Source organism: Streptomyces sp. Y20 (genome assembly GCF_043195475.1).
Lineage (GTDB): Bacteria > Actinomycetota > Actinomycetes > Streptomycetales > Streptomycetaceae > Streptomyces.
In genome coordinates, this window is sequence record NZ_JBIDDP010000003.1 from 71,401 (window position 1) to 92,605 (window position 21,205).

18 protein-coding genes are annotated in these 21,205 nt (G+C 72.2%); 8 read left to right on the plus strand and 10 right to left on the minus strand.

From position 1 onward, the window contains the following. Window positions 1-5: 5 nt before the first annotated feature. Entirely contained in the window at window positions 6-1,019 is a 1,014-nt protein-coding gene (locus ACGFT1_RS08640) for a DedA family protein (RefSeq protein ID WP_373908306.1), read from the minus strand. A gap of 177 nt (window positions 1,020-1,196) precedes the next feature. On the opposite strand from ACGFT1_RS08640, the gene ACGFT1_RS08645 reads away from it, so the two are divergent. After that, complete coding sequence (locus tag ACGFT1_RS08645) at window positions 1,197-1,562, plus strand: YbjQ family protein (protein ID WP_373908307.1); 366 nt, start codon at window positions 1,197-1,199, stop codon at window positions 1,560-1,562. A gap of 66 nt (window positions 1,563-1,628) precedes the next feature. Here ACGFT1_RS08645 and ACGFT1_RS08650 read toward each other — a convergent pair whose 3' ends face one another. Further along, on the minus strand, window positions 1,629-2,393 hold the full coding sequence (locus tag ACGFT1_RS08650; protein ID WP_373908308.1) for a MerR family transcriptional regulator: 765 nt from the start codon (window positions 2,391-2,393) through the stop codon (window positions 1,629-1,631). 112 nt (window positions 2,394-2,505) lie between these two features. On the opposite strand from ACGFT1_RS08650, the gene ACGFT1_RS08655 reads away from it, so the two are divergent. Continuing rightward, a complete protein-coding gene (locus tag ACGFT1_RS08655) occupies window positions 2,506-3,792 on the plus strand; it encodes an ion channel protein (RefSeq protein WP_373908309.1) in 1,287 nt (428 codons plus the stop codon). Window positions 3,793-3,827: 35 nt separating this feature from the next. Beyond that, window positions 3,828-5,234, plus strand: a complete 1,407-nt coding sequence (locus ACGFT1_RS08660; protein WP_373908310.1) for a glutamate decarboxylase — start codon at window positions 3,828-3,830, stop codon at window positions 5,232-5,234. A 19-nt stretch (window positions 5,235-5,253) separates the two neighbouring features. On the opposite strand, the gene ACGFT1_RS08665 is transcribed toward ACGFT1_RS08660, so the two are convergent. The 4 genes from ACGFT1_RS08665 to ACGFT1_RS08680 all read right to left on the minus strand — a co-directional run bounded on the left by ACGFT1_RS08665 (window position 5,254) and on the right by ACGFT1_RS08680 (window position 8,983). Then, on the minus strand, window positions 5,254-5,895 hold the full coding sequence (locus tag ACGFT1_RS08665; protein WP_373908311.1) for a PadR family transcriptional regulator: 642 nt from the start codon (window positions 5,893-5,895) through the stop codon (window positions 5,254-5,256). A gap of 69 nt (window positions 5,896-5,964) precedes the next feature. Next, complete coding sequence (locus ACGFT1_RS08670) at window positions 5,965-6,504, minus strand: DinB family protein (protein WP_373908312.1); 540 nt, start codon at window positions 6,502-6,504, stop codon at window positions 5,965-5,967. A gap of 105 nt (window positions 6,505-6,609) precedes the next feature. Next, on the minus strand, window positions 6,610-8,070 hold the full coding sequence (locus ACGFT1_RS08675) for an aldehyde dehydrogenase family protein (RefSeq protein ID WP_373908313.1): 1,461 nt from the start codon (window positions 8,068-8,070) through the stop codon (window positions 6,610-6,612). Window positions 8,071-8,158: 88 nt separating this feature from the next. Then, window positions 8,159-8,983, minus strand: a complete 825-nt coding sequence (locus tag ACGFT1_RS08680; protein WP_373908742.1) for a helix-turn-helix domain-containing protein — start codon at window positions 8,981-8,983, stop codon at window positions 8,159-8,161. Window positions 8,984-9,338: 355 nt separating this feature from the next. Between ACGFT1_RS08680 and ACGFT1_RS08685 the strand changes: the two genes are divergently transcribed. Continuing rightward, complete coding sequence (locus tag ACGFT1_RS08685; protein ID WP_373908314.1) at window positions 9,339-9,836, plus strand: ATP-binding protein; 498 nt, start codon at window positions 9,339-9,341, stop codon at window positions 9,834-9,836. Window positions 9,837-9,946: 110 nt separating this feature from the next. Here the strand turns inward: ACGFT1_RS08685 and ACGFT1_RS08690 are convergent, their stop codons facing one another. Further along, entirely contained in the window at window positions 9,947-10,216 is a 270-nt protein-coding gene (locus ACGFT1_RS08690; protein ID WP_373908315.1) for a DUF397 domain-containing protein, read from the minus strand. 432 nt (window positions 10,217-10,648) lie between these two features. Between ACGFT1_RS08690 and ACGFT1_RS08695 the strand changes: the two genes are divergently transcribed. Continuing rightward, window positions 10,649-11,164 (plus strand): DUF4232 domain-containing protein, encoded by a 516-nt coding sequence (locus tag ACGFT1_RS08695; protein ID WP_373908316.1) that lies wholly within the window; start codon window positions 10,649-10,651, stop codon window positions 11,162-11,164. A 3-nt stretch (window positions 11,165-11,167) separates the two neighbouring features. Here ACGFT1_RS08695 and ACGFT1_RS08700 read toward each other — a convergent pair whose 3' ends face one another. Next, on the minus strand, window positions 11,168-12,277 hold the full coding sequence (locus tag ACGFT1_RS08700; RefSeq protein WP_373908317.1) for a DUF2786 domain-containing protein: 1,110 nt from the start codon (window positions 12,275-12,277) through the stop codon (window positions 11,168-11,170). A 131-nt stretch (window positions 12,278-12,408) separates the two neighbouring features. Between ACGFT1_RS08700 and ACGFT1_RS08705 the strand changes: the two genes are divergently transcribed. Together ACGFT1_RS08705 and ACGFT1_RS08710 are read left to right on the plus strand one after the other, a co-directional pair. After that, window positions 12,409-13,161 (plus strand): Clp protease N-terminal domain-containing protein, encoded by a 753-nt coding sequence (locus ACGFT1_RS08705; protein ID WP_373908318.1) that lies wholly within the window; start codon window positions 12,409-12,411, stop codon window positions 13,159-13,161. Window positions 13,162-13,241: 80 nt separating this feature from the next. Continuing rightward, window positions 13,242-14,942, plus strand: a complete 1,701-nt coding sequence (locus ACGFT1_RS08710; protein WP_373908319.1) for a bifunctional 3'-5' exonuclease/DNA polymerase — start codon at window positions 13,242-13,244, stop codon at window positions 14,940-14,942. Window positions 14,943-14,967: 25 nt separating this feature from the next. Here the strand turns inward: ACGFT1_RS08710 and ACGFT1_RS08715 are convergent, their stop codons facing one another. Both ACGFT1_RS08715 and ACGFT1_RS08720 read right to left on the minus strand, forming a co-directional pair. After that, window positions 14,968-18,474, minus strand: coding sequence for a BTAD domain-containing putative transcriptional regulator (locus tag ACGFT1_RS08715; RefSeq protein ID WP_373908320.1), 3,507 nt, complete (start codon window positions 18,472-18,474; stop codon window positions 14,968-14,970). Between the two features lie 572 nt (window positions 18,475-19,046). Further along, entirely contained in the window at window positions 19,047-19,391 is a 345-nt protein-coding gene (locus ACGFT1_RS08720) for an ArsR/SmtB family transcription factor (protein WP_373908321.1), read from the minus strand. A gap of 153 nt (window positions 19,392-19,544) precedes the next feature. Between ACGFT1_RS08720 and ACGFT1_RS08725 the strand changes: the two genes are divergently transcribed. Beyond that, the gene (locus ACGFT1_RS08725; RefSeq protein ID WP_373908322.1) at window positions 19,545-20,807 is read left to right on the plus strand and encodes an MFS transporter; all 1,263 of its coding nucleotides are present in this window, start codon (window positions 19,545-19,547) and stop codon (window positions 20,805-20,807) included. Window positions 20,808-21,205 lie beyond the last annotated feature (398 nt).

Below are 21,205 nucleotides of genomic sequence, written 5' to 3' on the forward strand. Positions count from 1 at the left end.
GCCCGCTACTGCCGGCGGTGGTCGTAGGGGTACTGGCTCTGGTCGTACCGGTTCTGGTCGTACTGGTTCGGGTCGTACTGGTTCGGGTCGCCCTGACCCTGGCCGTACTGGTCCGCGCCGTAGGGGCTCTGCGGGTACTGCTGCCGCGGGTACTGCTGCTGATCGTGGTGCTGCTGGTCGTAGCCGCCCTGGTTCCAGTGCTGCTGGGGCTGCTGGTAGGGCTGTTCCTGCTGGTACGGCTGCTGCTGGTACGGCTGCTCGTACGGCTGTTCCGGGTCGATGCGGCGCAGGCGGGTCGTCGCGTCGTCCATGGCCGGCGGCTGCGTGTACTGCGGCTGCTGGTACTGCTGCTGGTACGCGGGCTGCCGCGGGGCCTCCGGCTCGGTCGCGCCGGCCGCCTTCCCGCTCTTGCCGCGCGCGCGGAGGAACTCGATCGCGATCGGGACCACCGAGACCAGGACGATCAGGATGAGGATGGCCTCGATGTTGTTCTTGACGACGCCGATGTTGCCGAGCCAGGAGCCGAGCAGGGTGACACCCGCGCCCCACATGAGGCCGCCGATGACGTTGAAGGTCAGGAACGAGCGGTAACGCATGCCGCTCACGCCCGCGATGATCGGCGTGAACGTCCGCACGATCGGCACGAAACGGGCCAGCACCAGGGACTTGGGGCCGTACTTCTCGAAGAACTCGTGCGCCTTGACCACGTTCTCCTGCTTGAACAGGCGGGAGTCCGGGCGCTTGAACAGGGACGGGCCGACCTTCTTGCCGAACATGTAGCCGGCCTGGTCGCCGAGGATCGCGGCGAGGCAGATCAGGCCGATCGCGGCCCACAGCGGGAAGTCGAGGCCGCCCGACGTGATCAGCAGGCCGCAGGTGAACAGCAGCGAGTCACCCGGCAGGAAGAAACCGATGAGCAGGCCGGACTCGGCGAAGACGACGAGCAGCAGACCCCAGATGCCGTACGTGCCGAGCAGGTGGTTGGGATCCATCCAGCTCGGGCCTAGGGCGAGTGTCATCACGGGTCCGGGCTCCTGGGGGTGAAGGCGGCTACGGCGGCGGGGCGGCCGCTGCGGTCACTGCGTCTGCTGCATCCAAGTGGCGCCGCACAAAGCTATCAACGTGAGGCGACCGCCCCAGGTTCCACCGGGGCCTCCAGGATGCACTGTGCGGCGACCGGGAGAAAGCTGTGACCCATGGGACTCGATGACTACGGCGGCGGCCAGGGGCCCCGGCCGGACGTGCTGGTCGTGACGACGAACGACGTGCCCGGATACCGGGTGCAGGAGGTGCTCGGCGAGGTGTTCGGACTGACCGTACGCTCGCGGCACCTGGGCAGCCAGATCGGCGCCGGGCTGAAGTCGATGATCGGCGGCGAGCTGAAGGGGCTCACCAAGACGCTGGTGCTGACCCGCACCCAGGCCATGGAGCGCCTGGTGGAGCAGGCACGCGCGCGTGGCGGCAACGGCGTGCTGGCCTTCCGGTTCGACGTGACGGAGGCCGCCGACATGGGCACCGAGGTGTGCGCGTACGGCACGGCGGTGGTGCTGGCCCGGGAGTGATCCCGGGCCGGCACCACCGGGTCGATCCCGGACCTGCACCATCGGGAGTGGCCCCGGGCCGGCGTGTCAGGACGTGCGGTGCCGGGCCGTGTTCGCCGCGATCGCGTCCCGCAGGTACGCGGCGAGACCGGGCCGGATGTCCTCGTACGTGGCGGTGAAGCGCTCGTCGGCGACGTACATCTCGCCGAGGCACGCGTGCATGGCGTGGTCGCAGTCGTAGTACGCGCGCGTGATGAACCGGCGGTGTTCCTCGGCGACGTCCATGGCCGCCTCCGAGTCCGCGGGCGTGCCCTCGGCGAGCAGACCGGCCATGCGGTGGTGGATCGCGTCCATCTCCCCGTTGATCCGCTTCCAGTCCTCCTTGGTGTACGAGGCGGTCCGGAGCTGCGACTGCCGGTAGGCCTCGGTGTCGCCCCAGCGCTCCTCCACCTCACCGGCGTACCGGTCCGGGTCGAAGTCTCCGAAGACCTCGAACTTCTCCTCCGGCGTCAGGTTGATGCCCATGCTGCGTGCCTCCATGGCGTGCTCCACGGCCGCGGCCATCTTCTGCAACGTCTCGATCCGGGCGGTCAGCAGTTCGTGCTGGCGGCGCAGGTGCGCGCGCGGGTCCGGATCCGGGTCGTCGAGCAGGGCCGCGACCTCGTCGAGCGGGAAGCCCAGCTCCCGGTAGAACAGGATCTGCTGGAGCCGGTCGAGGTCGGCGTCGTCGTAGCGCCGGTGGCCGGCGTACGTCCGGTCGCCGGGTACGAGCAGACCGATCTCGTCGTAGTGGTGCAGGGTGCGCACCGTGACCCCGGCGAACCCCGCGACCTGTCCCACGGAGTAGCTCACTTTCCGCTCCTTGTCGTCGGTACGTCTCCACGCTGAGGCCTCACGTCGCGTGAGGTGCAAGCCGGACGCCGTTCGGGATGTTGTGTCCGGTTCGTCCGCTTATGGTGAGCGCGTGGCCCAGGAGACGACGCAGCAGGTGCCCCAGAGCGCCCCCACCGCCCCGGCACGCTCCCTGCTGCCGTTCATCCTGCCCGGCGTCGCCGTGGGCGTGGCCGCGAGCCTGGTCTACATCGGGGTGAGCACGGCGGCGGAGAAGCTCCAGCGGGTGCTGTGGGGTCCCCTGCCACAAGCGCTCGGCGTCGGCCGCTACTCGGTGCTGTGGATGTTCGTCATGCTCGTGGCGACCGGCCTCGCCGTCGGGCTGGTGGTCTGGAAGGTGCCCGGGCACGCCGGGCCCGACCCGGCCACCCTCGGCCTCGACGCCCCGGTCATGCGGCCGGGGGTGCTGCCCGGGCTGGTGCTGGTGACCGCGCTGATGCTGGCCGGCGGCCCCAGCCTCGGCCCGGAGAACCCGATCATCGCCGTGAACGTGGGCCTCGCGGTCTGGCTCGGCGGGCGCCTGCTGCCCCGTGCACCGGGCGCCCTGTGGCCGGTGCTGGCGGAATCGGCGACGATCGGGGCGCTGTTCGGCACGCCCGTGGCGGCGGCGCTGGTGATCTCGGAGGCACTGGCGGGGCGGCCGATGCGGGGGCGGCTGTGGGACAACCTGTTCGCGCCACTGACGGCCGGTGCGTGCGGGGCCATGACGACCACTCTGGTAGCCCGGCCGACCTTCGATCTCGGGCTGCCGCCGATGGGCCCACCGCACGCCGGGGACCTGCTGGCGGCCCTCGTGATCGCGCCCGTGTCCGCGCTGCTCGGCTTGTGTGCCGTGTACGCCTTCCCGTACGTCCACGCGGGCTTCCGGCGGCTGCGGCACCCGATGCTGATGCTGCCGGCCGGCGGGGCCGTGCTGGGGGCCCTGGCGGCCGTGGGCGGCCATCTGACGCTGTTCAAGGGGCTGTCGGAGGTCGGGCAGCTGGCCCATGACCCCGAGGGCTGGTCGGCCGGGCAGTTCGCGACGATGAGCGTGGTCAAGCTGGCCGCGCTGCTGGTCGCCGCGTCCTGCGGCTTCCGTGGCGGCCGCATCTTCCCCGCCGTCTTCGTGGGCACCGCCCTCGGCCTGTGCGCCCACGCGCTCGTACCGGCCGTACATCCCTCGCTGGGCGTGGCGACCGGTGTCCTGGGCATGCTGCTGGCCATCACCCGGCAGGGCTGGGTCAGCCTGTTCACCGCCGCCGTCCTGGTCGCGTCGCCCGCGATCATCGCCCTGCTGACCATCGCCTCACTGCCGGCCTGGCTGCTGGTGACGGGCCGCCCGCAGATGCAGCTGCGCGAGGACGGCACCCCGATCCGTTGACTCCCCTCCTTCTCCCCTCCCCCGGAGGCACACCCATGGCTCTGCACAAAGGTCCCCAGAAGCACGAGAAGCGGCCGATGTCGGTCAACCCGTTCTTCGGGGAGGCGAACCCGGTCGGCGGCATGACCGAGGCCCCGCCCACGCACCGGCTCCCGGACGCCCCCCTGCCACCGGCGACTGCGTACCAGCTGGTGCACGACGAACTGATGCTGGACGGCAACTCCCGGCTGAACCTGGCGACCTTCGTCACCACCTGGATGGAGCCGCAGGCCGGGGTGCTGATGGCGGAGTGCCGCGACAAGAACATGATCGACAAGGACGAGTACCCCCGCACGGCCGAGTTGGAGCGGCGCTGCGTGGCGATGCTCGCCGACCTGTGGCACGCGCCGGACCCGGCGGCCGTCGTCGGGTGTTCGACGACCGGTTCCAGCGAGGCGTGCATGCTCGCCGGAATGGCGCTGAAACGGCGCTGGACGAAGCGGAACGCCGACCGGTATCCGGGCGCGCGGCCCAATCTGGTGATGGGCGTCAACGTCCAGGTGTGCTGGGACAAGTTCTGCGCCTTCTGGGAGGTGGAGGCCCGGCAGGTGCCCATGGAGGGCGACCGGTTCCACCTGGACCCGCAGGCCGCCGCCGAGCTGTGCGACGAGAACACCATCGGGGTCGTCGGCATCCTCGGCTCGACCTTCGACGGCTCCTACGAGCCGGTCGCCGAGCTGTGCGCCGCCCTGGACGCCCTCCAGGAGCGCACCGGGCTGGACGTGCCGGTGCACGTGGACGGAGCCTCGGGTGCCATGGTCGCGCCCTTCCTGGACGAGGACCTGGTGTGGGACTTCCGCCTCCCGCGCGTGGCCTCCATCAACACCTCGGGCCACAAGTACGGGCTGGTGTACCCCGGGGTCGGCTGGGCGCTGTGGCGGGACAAGGAGGCGCTGCCCGAGGAACTGGTCTTCCGGGTGAACTACCTGGGTGGCGAGATGCCCACCTTCGCGCTGAACTTCTCCCGGCCCGGCGCCCAGGTGGCCGCGCAGTACTACACGTTCCTGCGGCTGGGCCGCGAGGGCTTCCGCGCGGTGCAGCAGTCGACGCGGGACGTGGCGCGGTCGCTCTCCGGCCGGATCGAGGACCTGGGCGACTTCCGGCTGCTCACGCGCGGGGACGAGCTGCCGGTGTTCGCGTTCACCACGACCGGCGACGTCACGGCGTACGACGTCTTCGACGTCTCCCGGCGGCTGCGCGAGAGCGGCTGGCTGGTGCCCGCGTACACCTTCCCGGCCAACCGGGAGGACCTGTCCGTGCTGCGGATCGTGTGCCGCAACGGCTTCTCCCACGACCTGGCCGACCTGTTCGTGGCCGACCTGACCCGCCTGCTGCCCGAACTGCGCCGGCAACAGGCCCCTCTGACCCGGAACAAGGAGGCGGCCACCGGGTTCCACCACTAGCGTCATCGGCCCGGCTCGGTCAGCGGCCGTCCTCCGGATGCCGCTCCCCCGTGGCGTACGGGTTCTCCTGGCCCTCGGTGAGCACGCCGACGAAGGGCTCGCCCTCGCCCGCGAAGGTGTACGCGCCCGCCTCCAGGCGGCCGATCAGCCCCTGGGTCCAGGCCGCGTCGGAGTCGGCGGTGTGGACCCAGAGGTTCATGATCTCGCCGATGTGGCCGAGCTGACCGGGCCCGTCCTCGGGGATGTAGTGCTCGGTCACCGACGCCCGCCACGCCCCGATCCGGCGGATCCGCTCCCTGAGCAGCTCCAGCGCCTCGGACCGGGGCAGCTCGACGAGGAAGCCGATGGCCGCCGACCGGATGTCCGTCTTCTGGTCGTAGGAGACCAGGGACTCGCGCAGCAGCCGGAAGAACTCGTCCTCTCCCCGGTCCGTGATCTCGTACTCCGTGCGCGGCGGGCCCCCCGCCGTGGAGGGCGCGACCTCGTGCGCGTGCAGCAGTGACTGCTTCGCCATCTGCTTCAGGGCGTGGTAGATCGAGCCCGGCTGGGCGTGGGACCACTCGTGCGCGCCCCAGTACTCCAGGTCGTTGCGGACCTGGTAACCGTGGGCCCGCCCGTGCTGGCGGACCGCGCCCAGCACGAGAAGACGGATCGCTGACATGCGGTCCAGATTATGGCCGTACGGCCGTACGGCCGTACGGCCGTCCGCCCGGCCCGCGGGTCCCTGCGGTCAGGCCTCCTGCGCCAGGGCCACCAGCTCGAACGCGGTCCTTCCGTCCAGCGACTCGCGGATGACGTCGGCGTGGCCGGCGTGCCGGGCCGTCTCGCGGATCAGATGCAGGCACAGCCAGCGCAGCGAGACCCGGCCCTGAGGCGGGAACCAGGGGTCGGGCGGCAGCGGGAAGGTGTCGTCCAGGCTCGGCGCCGAGCGGATGAACTCCTCCGTGCCGGCGGCGACCCGCTCCCAGTACGCCAGCTGCGAGGCGACCGTTTCGTCCCCGATCAGCTGGAAGGTCTCGTTCCAGTTCGACGCGTCGCGCCGTACCGCCGGCGGTTCCTGCCGGGCCAGGGAGATCCAGGCCTGCTCGACCTCGACGACGTGCTTCAGCAGGCCGCCGAGGGACAGCTCGCTGGCGCTGGGGCGGGAGCGGGCCTGCTCCTCCGTCAGCCCCAGCAGGGACCGGCGGATGCCGCCGCGCTGTTCCTCGAGGAACGCGAGCAGTGCTCCGCGCTCGTCGCCCTTCGCCTCCGCCGCCACGTGCGTGACCATGACCGACCACCTCTCACCGGGTCCTTCTGCCTGACACCGATGACGCTACGAGCCATTGAGGTCAGATGCTGTCCTACAACGCCCGCGGCCGTGAGATCGAGTGACCTAGAACGGGAAGCCGCTGCGCCCGTGCTGCACCGAGATCCACTTGACCGTGGTGAACGCCTCCAGCGTCGTCTCGCCGTTGAGGCGGCCGATGCCGGAGTGCTTCTCACCGCCGAAGGGCACGAGCGGCTCGTCGTGGACGGTGCCGTCGTTCACGTGGAACATGCCGGTGTCGATCCGCTTGGCGAAGGCCACGCCCCGCTCGATGTCACCCGTGTGCACGGCGCCGCTGAGGCCGTACGGGGTGTCGTTGACGATCCGCACCGCCTCCTCCTCGCCGTCGAAGGGGATGAGGAAGACGACCGGGCCGAAGACCTCCTGCTGGAGCAGGGCGGAGTCGGCGGGGACACCGGTGAGCACGCTGGGCTCGACCAGGTTGCCGGTCGTGGTGCCGCGCACCAGGGCGGTGGCACCTTCGGCGAGCGCCTGCTCGACGGTGCCCGCGAGGGCGCCCGCCTGCGCGGAGTTGATCACCGGGCCGATGACGGTCCGCGGGTCGCGCGGGTCACCGACCTTGAGGGTCCTGACCTTGGCGACGAACCTGTCGGTGAACTCGTCGGCGACGGAACGGTCCACGAGGACCCGGTTGGCGGCCATGCAGACCTGGCCCTGGTGCACGAACCGGCTGAAGACCGCCGCGTCCACCGCGTAGTCGAGGTCGGCGTCGTCCAGCACCACCAGCGCGCTGTTGCCGCCGAGTTCCAGGACGGAGCGCTTGAAGTTCGCGGCGCAGACGGTGGCGACGTGCCGGCCGACCTTGTCCGAGCCGGTGAAGGAGATCACCTTCGGGACCGGATGCTCGATGAACGCGTCACCGATCTCGGCTATGTCGGTGACGACCACGTTGAGCAGGCCGCCGGGCAGCCCGGCCTCCTCGAAGATCTTCGCGAGGAGGGTGCCGCCGGCGATGGGGGTGTTCTGGTGCGGCTTGAGCACCACGGCGTTGCCGAGCGCGAGGGCCGGGGCGACCGACTTCAGCGACAGCAGGAAGGGGAAGTTGAAGGGGCTGATCACGCCGACGACACCGACCGGCACGCGATAGACGCGGTTCTCCTTGCCGTCGACCGGGGAGGGCAGGATCTTGCCCTCGGGGCGCAGCGCGAGGTGGACCGACTCCCGCAGGAACTCCTTGGCGAGGTGCAGTTCGAAGCCGGCCTTCACACGCGTGCCGCCCAGCTCCGCGATGATCAGGTCGGCTATCTCCTGCTCGCGGTCCTCTATCAGCCTCAGCGCCCGCTCGAACACCGAGCGCCGGGTGTAGGGGCTGGTCGCGGCCCACTCTTTCTGGGCGCGGGCGGCGGCCCGGTACGCCTCGTCCACCTCGTCGACCGTGGCCACCGTGATCGAGGCCAGTTTCTCGTCGTCGTAGGGGTTGAAGTCGATGACGTCCCAGGAGCCGGTACCCGGGCGCCACTCGCCGCCGATGTACTGCTGGGCCAGGTCGGTGAAGTAGGACGACATGTGATCCCTCAATCGCTAGCGGACACCAGATCTACGCCATGTCTGATCGGTCGTCATCGTACTGGCGATGCGGGGGAGTTGAGCGGTGTCAGGACAGCTGGAGGAGGCCGCGGAGCAGGTCCCGGCTCTCGGCCGGTCCGGGGCTGTCCTGCTGCAGCTCCTTCAGCGCCTGCTCGTACTGGCCGACGTCCTCACGCTTGTCCAGATAGAGGGCACTGGTCAGCTGCTCGAGGTAGACCACGTCGGACAGGTCCGCGTCGGGGAAGCTGAGGATGGTGAACGCACCGCTCTCGCCGGAGTGGCCGCCGAAGCTGAACGGCATGATCTGCAGCCGCACGTTGGGGCGTGCGGAGATGTCGATCAGGTGCTGGAGCTGGCCGCGCATCACCTCGCGGTCGCCGTAGGGGCGGCGCAGGGCGGCCTCGTCCAGGACGATGTGGAACTCGGGGGCGTTGTCGGAGAGCAGGTATTTCTGCCGCTCCAGGCGCAGCGCGACCCGCCGCTCCACGTCGGCGGCGCTCGCGCCCTTCATGCCGCGCCGGACCACCGCGCGGGCGTACTCCTCGGTCTGGAGCAGGCCGTGCACGAACTGCACCTCGTAGACGCGGATCAGCGAGGCCGCGCCCTCCAGGCCCACGTAGGTGGGGAACCAGGTCGGCAGGACGTCGGTGTAACTGTGCCACCAGCCGGCCACGTTGGCCTCCCGGGCGAGGGAGAGCAGCGACTCGCGCTCCGACTCGTCCGTGATGCCGTAGAGCGTCAGCAGGTCCTCCACGTCCCTGGTCTTGAAGCTCACCCGGCCCAGCTCCATCCGGCTGATCTTCGACTCGGAGGCGCGGATCGAGTATCCCGCCGCCTCGCGCGTGATCCCCCGTGCTTCACGCAGTCGCCTGAGTTGCGAGCCGAGCAGCATCCGCCGCACCACCGATCCGGGCTCTCCCGCGCTCACGTTCGCCAGCCTCCCCAACCGTCTCCAGGGGCCGAAGTCTGCCACTAAAACACTTCGAGCAGTACTCGCCCGGTTACGGAAACGGAAAGACCTCGGCCGTCGTGGCGGGGTCTGCGGGGGGAGAGGTCGGGACCTCTGACGGAAACCGCGGGAAACCGTCGGGTAGATGGCAGAAAAAATGGCCAAGAAGTGGTACGGGCAACCTCATTTCGGTCACGTGCACGTGCATCTGCCCTTGCATCTGCTCTACGCATCCGAAACCATGGGTGCCGCGCCACCGCTGCATCGCAACGACCGCGAACAACCGGGAGTGCCTCGCATGGGGACGAATGGATCGACCATGCTCAAGCCGTTACGGCAGGGCCTTCCGCCGTTGGACCCCGCGGCCGTGTCCGATGCCGCCTCATGCGTCCTGCCCGCCCGGTACGAGGCGGTGCGCGAGGCCCGGCGCTTCACGCGCGACACCCTCGACCCGTGGGACGTCGGCGACCGATTCGACGACATCTGCCTCGTCGTCTCCGAACTCGTCACCAACGCCCTGCGCCACGCACTGCCGGCCGACCAGCGCCGCGGCGAGGGGTGCGGCCCGTCCGTGCGGCTGCACCTTCTGCGCTGGACCGAGCGGCTCGTGTGCGCGGTGCGCGACCCCAGCCACGAGACGCCGGTCCCTCGCGACTCGGAGGACTTCTCCGCCGAGTCGGGCCGCGGCCTGTTCCTGGTCGACTCCTTCGCCGACAGCTGGGGGTGGCATCCGCTCGCGGGCACTCTCGACGGCAAAGTGGTCTGGGCGATGTTCCGCCTCAAAGCGGCCGGCTGATCCGGTACGGCACCGGCGGCCGCCCGCCGTCTACGCGCGTCAGCGCATCACCTGGGCGTACCTGTCCCTCCGACATCGTTGCCAACGGGCCGTCCCGCGCGGGGCCGGCGTCAAATACCCACCAGATGGTCGAACTCGCCGTCCTTGACGCCGAGGAGCATCGCCTCGATCTCCGCACGCGTGTAGACGAGCGCCGGCCCGTCGGGGAAGCGCGAGTTGCGGACGGCCACCTCGCCGCCCGGCAGTCTCGCGAACTCCACGCAGGAGCCCTGCGAATTACTGTGCCTGCTCTTCTGCCAGGCCACTCCGTCCAGCTGCGTGGCAGCCATGCCGTTGTACACGTCGTACCCCCCGTACACGTTGTCAACGTCGCGGTCCACAGGTCGCTCCCCGGTGGTGCACTGGCTGATGTGGCCATGGATGCTGTGGTCAACTGACCCGGATCATAACTCTGTTCACGTGCAAACGCATGAGCAGATGCACGTGCACGGGGAGTGGTCCCGCGATTACGGTCCTGGCGCCTGCTTCACCGGACCCGGCCCACCTGCCCAGGAGCAGGCAGGCCGGGTCCGGGGACGGCGCCCGCCCATGATGGCGCGTGCCGCCTTTGGCCCGTGCCGTCCGGATCGAACCCCCGTGCACTAGGAAGAGACGCGTAGTGAGCCCTTACTGTTCCAGGGTTCAGGTGACGGTCCGGCGAGCGGGGTACCGCCCCGGATCCCGGCGGTCGAGGAGGGCCGCGGGAAGCGGGCCCGCGCTCAGGGGCCATGATGCAGGGGCACCGTCACCACCACGTGGACAGGGACCTGCTCATGCGCGTCATTCCCCTCACCGTCACCACCCTCACCGCCGCCCTCCTGCTCACCGCCTGCGATGGCGGCGGGAACGACACCGGGGGCAGCGCCGGCTCGGCCTGCGCGATCGGCGGGGTCTCCGTGCAGATCGGATCGGCGAGCGTGGCCCCTGCGGCAGGAGACAGCGGCGAGGTCCCCGTCAGCATCACCAACCACAGCGCGCCCTGCACGCTGGACCACTTCGCGGGTGCTGTGCTGAAGACCGGCACCACGCAGGCCGCCGTGCCCTCACTCAAGGGCGCGAAGGCGCAGAAGCTGAAGCTCGCCAAGGGCGACTCCGCGTCCTTCTCGATCAGTTACGTGCGCGGCAAGGACGGCGACAAGAACACCCTCGCGGCCAGGACGGTGCGGATCAGCCTGCCCGGATCCGGCGCCACCCGCTCCTTCCCCTGGTCGTACGGCCCCGTAGCCGGCCGGGGCAGCGGCGGCGGTCCGGACGCCTCCGTCAGCGCTTTCCAGCAGGTCGGCGACTGATGGTCAGGCGAGTCGGCGGCGGGCTCTGACCTGCGCCCGGTCCGCCGCGCGGGCGCCCTCGGTCCAGCCCGCGGCGTCGTTCACCCCGCGCAGCCGGGTGGTCGTGGTCCGCGGGAACATGCGCTCCAGCCGGCCGGTGACGGCTATCTCGCGAGTGGCCAGCACCGGCAGCAGGTCCCGGGTCACCTGGGTCTCGGCCGCGGCCGCGAGCCGGTCGCCCACGCGGTGCGCGTAGGCCGCGAGGAACGACTGCCGGAACGACTTGGTCCGCTTGCGGCCGCCGGCCCGCTGCGCCGCCTCGGCCTCGGTCATGGCGTGCGTGGCCTGCACGAGCAGCGAGGTGTAGAGCAGCTCGACCGCCTCCAGATCCGCCTCGAAGCCGACGACCGTGGAGAAGCCGAGGGGTTCGTTCCACACCGCGCGGCAGTGGTTCGCGGTGGCCACCGCGTCCAGCAGGATCGCCTTGGCCTGCTCGTACGGCGACTCGACGCCGATGCGGCAGGCGCCGGGCGCGTCCGGGGCGGGCGCCTCGGCGGCGAGCAGCGCCTCGTCGACGCTGTGCCGGGCCATCAGCTCCTGCGCCTTGGCGCTGAGCGCCTCCGCCTCCTCCGGGAAGCCGGTCGCCTCGGCTTTGGCGAGGAGCGCGCGGATGCGGCTCAGCATGCGGGAGGCACCGGGACCGGGGGTCCGGCGGAACTCGTCCTCCAGGAATTCCAGCGAGGGCAGGCGCAGCAGCAGGCGGTACAGCTCCAGGACGGCGGTGGCCTGCGAGAACCGGTCGGTGCCGGGCACGGAACCCTCGGGCAGGGCCTCCAGCTGAGCGGCCCAGCGGCGCCCGCGTGGCCGGTCCCGCCCGGCCTGGGCCCGGATCAGCGTGACGGTCAGGCGCACATGTACGTCGTCCAGCTCGCGCCGCACCAGCCGTACGACGTCGGCGGGCTGCCAGCCGCGCTGCCAGGCCCCCGCCACGAAGTCCTCGCCACGCCGCGCGACTTCGGCGTCCGCGGCGGGGTCGGCGGCGAGCAGGGAGGCGGCCGTGTCGAGTCCGGTGTCGGTGTCGTCGTAGAGGGCGGCGCGGAAGGCCCGCTCGACGGTGCTGGCGGTGCTGGTCACACTGCCGATGGTGCCATGCGGCACCGACAGCCGGGACGGCCGTCCACACCCTGTGGACAACTTTCCGCAGGACCGGCGCGGACTGTCAACCTCTCGTTGACAGACCCTAGGTGACAACCTACGGTTGACACATGGCGACCAACACGAAGTTCACGGCATCCGTGCGCCTCGACGACCTCATCGAGGCCATCAAGAAGGTGCACACCGAGCCCCTCGAACAGCTCCAGGACGCGATGCTCGCCGCCGATCACCTCGGTGACGTGGCGGACCATCTCATCGGGCACTTCGTCGACCAGGCCCGCCGCTCCGGAGCGTCCTGGACCGACATCGGCCAGAGCATGGGCGTGACCCGGCAGGCGGCGCAGAAGCGGTTCGTGCCGAAGGAGTCCGCCACCCTCGACCTCAGCCAGGGCTTCAGCCGCTACACCCCGCGCGCGCGGAACGTGGTCATGGCCGCCCACAGCGAGGCGGTGGCCGCACGCAACGCCGAGGGCCGCCCCGAACACCTCGTCCTGGGGCTGCTGGCCGAGCCGGAAGGCCTCGCCGCGAAGGCGATCACCGCACAGGGCGTCCAGCTGGACTCCGTACGCCGGGCCGCGACCGCCGCGCTGCCGCCTGCCGCGGACGACGTCCCGGACCTGATCCCCTACGGCCCCGAGGCCAAGAAAGCCCTGGAACTCACCTTCCGCGAGGCGCTGCGACTCGGCCACGACTACATCGGCACCGAGCACATCCTGCTGGCACTGCTGGAGCAGGAGAACGGCCAGGGTGTGCTCAGCGGCCTCGGCGTCACCAAGGCGGGAACCGAGGAGCACGTCGGCGAGGTGCTGGCCCTGCTGCTGGAGCAGCGGGAAGAGGGCAGGGAGGGCGAGCGGGAGGAGTAGGGGACGGACGCGGAGGATGCCGTGGAGGCTGAACCCGCAGGTCAGGGTCATTGTCAGACCCTCCTGCCACACTCGCAGTCATGACCGACCGGTGGGCGCTCGCACCGGCCGAGGACGGTGGCGCGGACGTCGCCCCCCTCGGCCCGGACGGGCTGCCCGCCGGGCCGGTGCGGCGGGAGAGCGATCTCGCCGGGGCGGTGCGGAGCCGCCCGGAGGTGACGCGCTGGGTGTGGCGGTCGACCGCCGAGGTCTACCCGCGTCTGCTCGCCACGGGGGTGCGAGTGGAGCGGTGCTACGACATCGAGGACGCCGAGACACTCCTGCTGGGCCACGAGGGCCGGTCAGGCGAGCCACGCTCGGCCGCCGCCGCCCTGGCCCGCCTCCGCGGCGGACCCGTACCGCCCGATCCGCCGCAGCGCGCGGCCGTACCGGGCGCACAATCCCCCCTGTTCGAGCCCGCCGGCACCCGCCTGCCCCTGCCGGACCTGCTCGCTGTCCACGCCGAGCAGCTGCGGCGGCACGGCAGGACGGCCCACCCCGACCGGATGCTGCTGCTGACCGCCGCGGAGTCGGCCGGGATGCTGGTGGCCGCCGAGATGAACCACGCCGGTCTGCCCTGGAGCGCCGACGTCCACCGCGAACTGCTGCACTCCCTGCTCGGCGAGCGGTACGCGGGCGGCGGCGAGCCGCGCCGCCTCGCCGAACTCGCCGACGAGGTGTCCGCCGCCTTCGGCCGCCGGGTACGGCCGGACCTGCCCGCCGACGTGGTCAAGGCCTTCGCACAGGCCGGGATCAAGGTGAGGTCCACGCGCCGCTGGGAGATCCGGTCCGTCGACCACCCGGCCGTCGAGCCCTTGCTGGAGTACAAGAAGCTGTACCGCATCTGGGTGGCCCACGGCTGGTCCTGGCTCCAGGACTGGGTGCGCGACGGCCGCTTCCGCCCGGAGTTCCTCGCCGGTGGCACGGTCTCCGGGCGCTGGGTGACCAACGGCGGGGGTGCCCTCCAGATCCCCAAGGTGATCCGCCGGGCCGTGGTCGCCGACCCCGGCTGGCGGCTGGTGGTGGCCGACGCCGACCAGATGGAGCCGCGCGTGCTGGCCGCGATCTCCCGCGACCCCGGCCTGATGGAGGTGGCCGGCCGTGCAAGCGACCTCTACCAGGCCGTCTCCGAGCGCGCATTCTCCGGCGACCGGAACCAGGCCAAGCTCGCCGTCCTCGGCGCGGTCTACGGCCAGACCTCCGGTGACGGACTGAAGAATCTGGCCGCGCTGCGCCGCCGCTTCCCCAAGGCCGTCGCCTACGTCGACGACGCCGCCCGCGCGGGCGAGGAGGGCCGGCTGGTGCGCACCTGGCTGGGCCGCACCTGCCCGCCGGCCGCCGGGTCGGGCGAGGACGCGGCGGAGGAGGCGGGCATCCCGGTCGGCGAGGACGGCACCGAGGCGCAGCCCGACGGCCGTACCGGCTGGACTCCCGGCCATTCCTCCGGCGACTCCCGCGCGCGGGGCCGCTTCGCACGCAACTTCGTCGTCCAGGGCAGCGCCGCCGACTGGGCCCTGCTGCTGCTCGCCGCGCTGCGCCGCGCCTGCGCGCCGCTCCGGGCCGAGCTGGTCTTCTTCCAGCACGACGAGGTGATCGTGCACTGCCCCGCCGAGGAGGCCGACACCGTCGTCCAGGCCATCCGCGACTCCGCCGACCTCGCCGGCCGGCTGACCTTCGGCGAGACACCGGTGCGGTTCCCGTTCACGACGGCGGTGGTGGAGTGCTACGCCGACGCCAAGTGAACGGGGCCGCGCAGCGGATGGACTGTCACCGCGATGCGGGTGGCCCGCCGTTCAGCAGGGCCGTCAGCTCGGCCAGGACCGCGTGCTCGTCCGTGCCGTCCAGCGCGTCGAGTGCCGCGCGCCAGGCGTCGCACGCCTCGGGCCGCCGTCCTTCCCCGCACAGCAGCAGCCCGTGCTGGTGCAGGGCCAGGCCGCCCGTGTAGCGGTCGGCGCGGGCTTCGGCGCGGCGCAGCAGCTCGGCGCACTCACCGGCCGCCCGCCCGGTCTCCCCCAGCTGCCGCAGCGCCCGGACCAGGCCGAGCCGGGTCTGCGACTCCCCGTGCCAGTCGCCGTGGCCGCCCAGGATGCGCAGGCTTTCCTCGAAGTGCCGGGCGGCGGCGGCCGGTTCGCCGAGAGTGAGGTGGGCGTAGCCGATGTTGCAGTGCGCCGAGTGCTGCACGATGACCGCGCCGATCGCGTCGCCGATGGCCAGCGAGCGCCGGTGCTGCTCGATGGCGGCGCGCGGGTCGGTGTGCTCGTAGAGGTTGCCCAGGTGGCTGTATGTGACGGCCTCGCCGTAGGAGTCGTTCAGCAGCCGGGAGTACGTGAGGCTCTGCCGCAGCGCCTGCCCCGACTCCTCGAACCGGCCGAGCCCCTCCAGCAGCAGTCCCCGGTTGTTGAGGCAGCGCCGGATGCGGGAGGCGTCGCCGAGCCGCCGCCAGATCTCCAGGGCCCGGTCGGTGAGGGTGAGGGCGTCGTTCTGCCGGCCGGTCAGGAAATGCAGGCCCGCGAGGTCACCCAGCGCGTACGCCTCGGCCGCCGGGTCCGCGAGCCGCCGCGCGGCGGCGAGCGCCGCCCGCCCCAGCACCTCCATCTCGGCGACCCGGCCGATGCGCTGGACATAGGGGAAGAGCAGCCGTACGAGCACCGAGAGCGCGGCGGCCGTGCGTGCGTCCTGCGTTCCGGCGTTCCGCTCCACCAGCGCGACGACGTTCTCCAGCTCCATCTCGCCCCACGCGTAGGCCTCCTCGGCCGATTCGAAGGACGCCAGGGCCGCCACGTCCGCCGCGTGCTCCAGCGGCTGCGCACCGGTCGGCCGCCGCCGGTCGTCCTGGTCGAGCCCCGGTTCCACGACGGCCGTCAGCACCCGCTCCGCCACGGCGGCGTACCACCGCAGTGCGGTGTGATCGGGGCCGGTGGGGTCCTGGGGGGCGGCCCCGGCGAGTGCGGGGCGGGTACTCGCGCCCGGCCCGGCGGCCGGGACCACGGGGACACCTGGGCCGGAACGGCCGGGGGCGGGCCGGCCTGTTGCCGGTCGGCCCGGAGCGGGGGTCGTCCCCCCGTCGGTAGCCGCGACGGCGGTGCCGGCCGTATCCGCAGCCGTACCGGCCGTGCCGCGCACGGAGTCACCGGACACCTCGGCAGCTGCGGCGGCCGTGTCGGGGGCGGAGTTCCCGGGCGCGTCGGCGCCTGCGGCCGCGTCCGGGGTCCCGGCCGGGCGAGCGGCCGGGGGCGGGGCGAGGCCGGCGGGTGTGGCGGCGTCAGCCAGTTCGCGGGCGAAGTCACGGACCAGGTCATGGGGGGTGTAGCGGCCGTACGCCGTCTCCTCCAGGAGGGCGACGTCGACCAGGCGGTCCAGGGCGGCCTCGGCGCGGCGCTCGTCGGTGCCGGTGAGGCGGGCGACGAGCGGGGCGCCGTAGGTGGGCAGGTCGAGGGCACCGATGTGGCGCAGGGCGAGGGCCGCGTCCCGGTCGGCCTCGCGCTCGGCGGCGGCGAGAGCGTCGTGGGCGACGGCCAGGGAACGCCGCACGCTCAGGTCGTCGTACTCCAGATGGCGCAATCGCCCGTCCGTGTCGGCCAGTTGGCTCGCCAGGACGTCGGGGGTGAGGGCGCGCCGGGCAGCGAGCCGGGCCGCGACCACGCGCAGCGCCAGCGGTAGCCGGCCGGTCAGTTCGACCAGGGCGTGCCCGGCGTCCAGCCCCTCCCGTCCACTCACGGCGCGCAACAGGGCCGCGCTGTCCTCGCCGGTCAGTGGGGTGAGCGGGAAGCGCCGGACGCCGTCGAGCGCGGTCAGCGGCGAGCGGCTGGTGACGATCACCGCGCAGCCGGGGCCGGCCGGGAGGAGGGGCCGTACCTGGGCCGCGTTGGCCGCGTCGTCCAGTACCAGCAGGAGGTGCGCCGGTGCGAGCAGCGAGCGGAGCAGAGCGGCTGCGGCGTCCGGGTGTTCGGGGATGTTCCGCGGCTCGGCACCGAGGTCACGCAGCAGCGCCGCGAGCGCCTGCGCGGTGGTCAGCGGGGCCACCCCGGGGGTGGCGCCGTGCAGGTTGACGTAGAGCTGACCGTCGGCGAAACGTTCCCTCAGCTCATGGCCGACATGCAGCGCCAGCGCGCTCTTGCCGACGCCCGCCATGCCGCTGATCACGGCCACGGCGGGTGCCGGGGCGGGCGGCTCGGTCAGCGCGTGGCGCAACGCGCGGCACACGTCGGCACGACCGGTGAAATGCGCCGGGGGGGCCGGGAGCTGGGCCGGACGCGGGGCCTGCCGCGCATCCGGCCCGTCAGCGTCGCACGGCGCGGACGCCGACGGGGTCGCGTCGGCCTTGCCGACGGCGCCCACCCGGCCGTCTTCGCCCGGCCGGCGCCCGTCACCACCGGTCGGGCCGGGACCGCCGTGCTCGCCGTCCTCCCGCCGCCGCCCCTCGTCACTCCCCCGCAGTACCTCGACATGCGCCTCGCGGACCGCCTGACCGGGTTCGACCCCGAGTTCCTCCACGAGGCGGGCGCGCAGGTCACGGTGGACGGCGAGGGCCTCGGCCCGCCGGCCGGTGCGGTGGAGGGCGAGCATCAGCTGACGGTGGTAGGCCTCGCGCAGCGGATGCTCCGCGACCAGGGCCGCCAGCTCCGGCACGAGCGCCGCCAACCGCGCTCCGCCGACGGCGATCTCGGCGTCGTACCACCACTCCAGCAGGGACAGCCGGGCTTCTTGGAGGCGCTGCACGAGGGCGTAGCCGCCGAGGTCGGCGGGGAGTCCGCTGAGCGGGGTGCCGCGCCACAGCCCGAGCCCGGTGGTGCAGGCGCGGACGACGCCCGGCCAGTCACGCCGCGTGTGCGCGGCCCGCGCCTCGGCGACCAGGGCGTCGAAGACGTGCACGTCCAGCTCGCCGTGGTCGACCCGCAGCACGTACCCCGGTGGTACGGCCCTGAGCCGTTCGGGGTCGTCCAGGAGGCGGCGCAGCCGGGTGACGTGGTTGTGCAGGGATGCCTTCGCGGAGACGGGCGGTGCGCCGCCCCACAGCGCGTCCTTCAGCGACTGGACCGAGACCACCCGCCCGGGCTCCAGCAGCAACGCGGCGAGGAGGGCGCGGACTTTGGGACTGCCGATGGCACGGACACCGCGGTCGGCGGCGTCGCCGGGGGGCGCCGGGCGCGCGGGCGCGTCCGCTCGGCCGGATTGCCGGGGCCCCGCAGATGTGGCGTCCGGCATCCCGTCCGGCGGTCGGTCGTAGAGGACCGGCGGCCCCAGCAGCCCGAAGCGCAGCTCGCACCGCCGCATCACGCCGCTTCACTGCCTTTCCGCGCGGTCGGGGCCGACCGCGCACCGCGGCGGGCGTGTGCCCGCCGCCGTTGTCTGGCGGATTTCCGCCCTGTCCTCAACGGTTTCCCGCCGCCTTCCGTCCGCCGGTCCGGTTCCGGAACGCCCGTGCATGCGGGGTGCGTCCGTCGCCGCCGGGCGACTTCCGGCCAGCCGGCTCGCCAACCCCCGACGAACCGTTGGCCACATGTTAGCGATCCGTTGGCGAATCCTGATGTGATCATTCCATCGGGTCCGGCCCGACGGCGCGCGCGTATGTCGCGTAACTCGGGGGAGTGTCGCCGCAGGCCGGGTCCGGGGACGAACAGGGCCCCGGCCGTCGGAGGTGAACGACCGGGGCCCCGTCCCGCCTTCTTCTCCCCGCACCGGTCCGCTTCCTGGTACCCGGTAGCCGCTCCCGGCACCGGTGCCGGCGCGAAACACCGACGAGACGCCCGAGCCGCCGCGCACCCCGCCCTCCACCGGCCGGCCCCAGCAGTTCGGCCCGTCGGCTCGGCGCCGCTCGTCGCGCGGTGGCCCTGCCCCCCGCCGGGTCATCCGCCGTGCTGTCGCCGCTCCTGCGGTGCGGAGGCCGTCAGGATCGACGTCAGCAGGCCGGGGAAGCGGCGTTCGAGTTCGTCCGTGCGCAGCCTGCTGAGCCGGGAGTTGCCGACCAGCCGGGTCGCGACGACGCCGCTCTCCCGCAGCGTGCGCAGGTGATGGGAGACGGTCGACCGCTTGACGGGGACGTCGAGGCTGGTACAGGAACCCTCACCCGCGCCGTCGAGCAGCCGGACGATCCGCAGGCGTACGGGGTCGGCCAGAGCCTGCAGGACCGTAGCGACGTCGACCTCGTCGAGGTCGGGCTCCGGCAGCCAGGTGTCCTTCGTGTCGCGCATCACGGCCTCCATGGTGATCGCCTCTGACCGTACACATCACATCTGGCCGCCGTCCGGCAAGAGAGTCAATGTACGTCGGTAGTTACGATCACGATCGACTCTTATTACGATGCTCGTCGTAACAGACGATGTCCATCGGAAAAGGAGCACCCGATGACCGACACCGCGCAGCCCGATCACGGCGAGCGCTGGCGCCCTCATGCGATGGTTCTGGCCCTGGGCACCTTCGCGGTGGGAACCGACGCCTTCGTGATCGCCGGCCTGCTTCCCGACATCAGCCGTTCACTGCACGTCGGCATCGCCGCCGCGGGTCAGCTGGTCAGCGTCTTCGCCCTCGCCTACGCACTGCTGTCACCAGTCCTGGCGGCCCTGACCGGCACGTGGTCCCGGCGCCGGGTGCTGGTCACGGCGCTCGCCGTCTTCGCGGTGGGCAACGTCGTCACCGCACTCGCCCCCGGCTACCCGCTGGTCGTGGCATCCCGGGTGGTGGCCGCGGCGGGAGCCGCGATGTTCACGCCCAACGCGGGGACCACCGCCGCCGCCATCGCCGGCGATGAACGGCGCGGGCGGGCGATCGCGATCGTGACCGTCGGCCTGACGTCCTCGCTCGCCCTCGGCGCGCCACTGGGCACCGCCATCGGGAACGCGTTCGGGTGGAGGGCGACCATGTGGTTCGTCACGGCACTCGCCGTCGTGATCGCGCCGGTGATCGCGCTGCGGCTGCCCGAGATCAAGCTCGGCGCCAGGACGGGCCTGCGCCGGCGGCTCTCGCCGCTCACCGACCGCAGGGTGGCCGGCGTCCTCACCGTCACGCTGCTGGCCTTCGTCGGGATCTACCTGCCGTACACGTACATCAGCTCGGTCTTCGCACCGGCCACCGGCGGCGACGGCGGCCGAGTGGCCTTGCTGCTGCTGGTGTTCGGACTGGCCGGTACGGCGGGGAACCTGATGGCCGGCCGCCTGGCCGACCGGCACGGGCCACGGAATGTGGTCATCTGCGCCACGCTCGGTCTGTCCGCGGTGTTCCTCGCCATGCTGCCCAGCCAGAAGTCGTTCGCCGCCGCGGTCGTCGTGGTGGCGCTCAGCGGAGTGGGCTCGTGGTCGGTCACCGCCCCCCAGCAGCACCGCGTCATGGCGCTCTCCCAGCCGGGGGCCGAAGCGCTGGGGGTCTCGCTCAACGCGGCCGTGATGTACCTGGCGATCTCCCTGTCCAGCGTGATCGGCGCGATCGGCCTGAACTCGTTCGGCAGCGCCGCCTCGCTGCTGCCGGTCGCGGCGGTCTGCGTCCTCGCGGCGGCGCTGCTCACCTGGCTCTCCGCCCGGCCGGAGCGCCGGGCGCACGAGCAGGCGGCCAGCGCCACGGCGGACACGACGAGCGGTGACGCCGGAGCGTCGACCGTGAAGCGACCGGGGTGACAGGCGGCGGTCAGCGGATCCCGGTGGGGAGCCGGTGCGCCAGGCGGCAGGCGGCGCCGCCCGGCGCACGGCCGGAGCAGGGGTCGGCGCCCCGGAGAGGGAGGCGGACTCCGCGCCGGCCCACCCGGCAACGGCGACTGACGAGGTCCGGGACCGGCGCCGCATCCGCCACATGAAAAAACCCCAGGTCACGGCGAGTGAGTCCTGGGGTTGATCCGAGCCGCTTTCGGGATTCGAACCCGAGACCTACGCATTACGAGTTGTCTGATCTTGGTCCGTGGATGTCCGCGGAAGTCTGCGAAACGCACTCGACTCCTGGTCACACGGGGTCTTGGACGCCGGCGGACTATGGCGGGTGTTCACGGAAGAACCGACGATCGAGACCGCGACTGAGACCG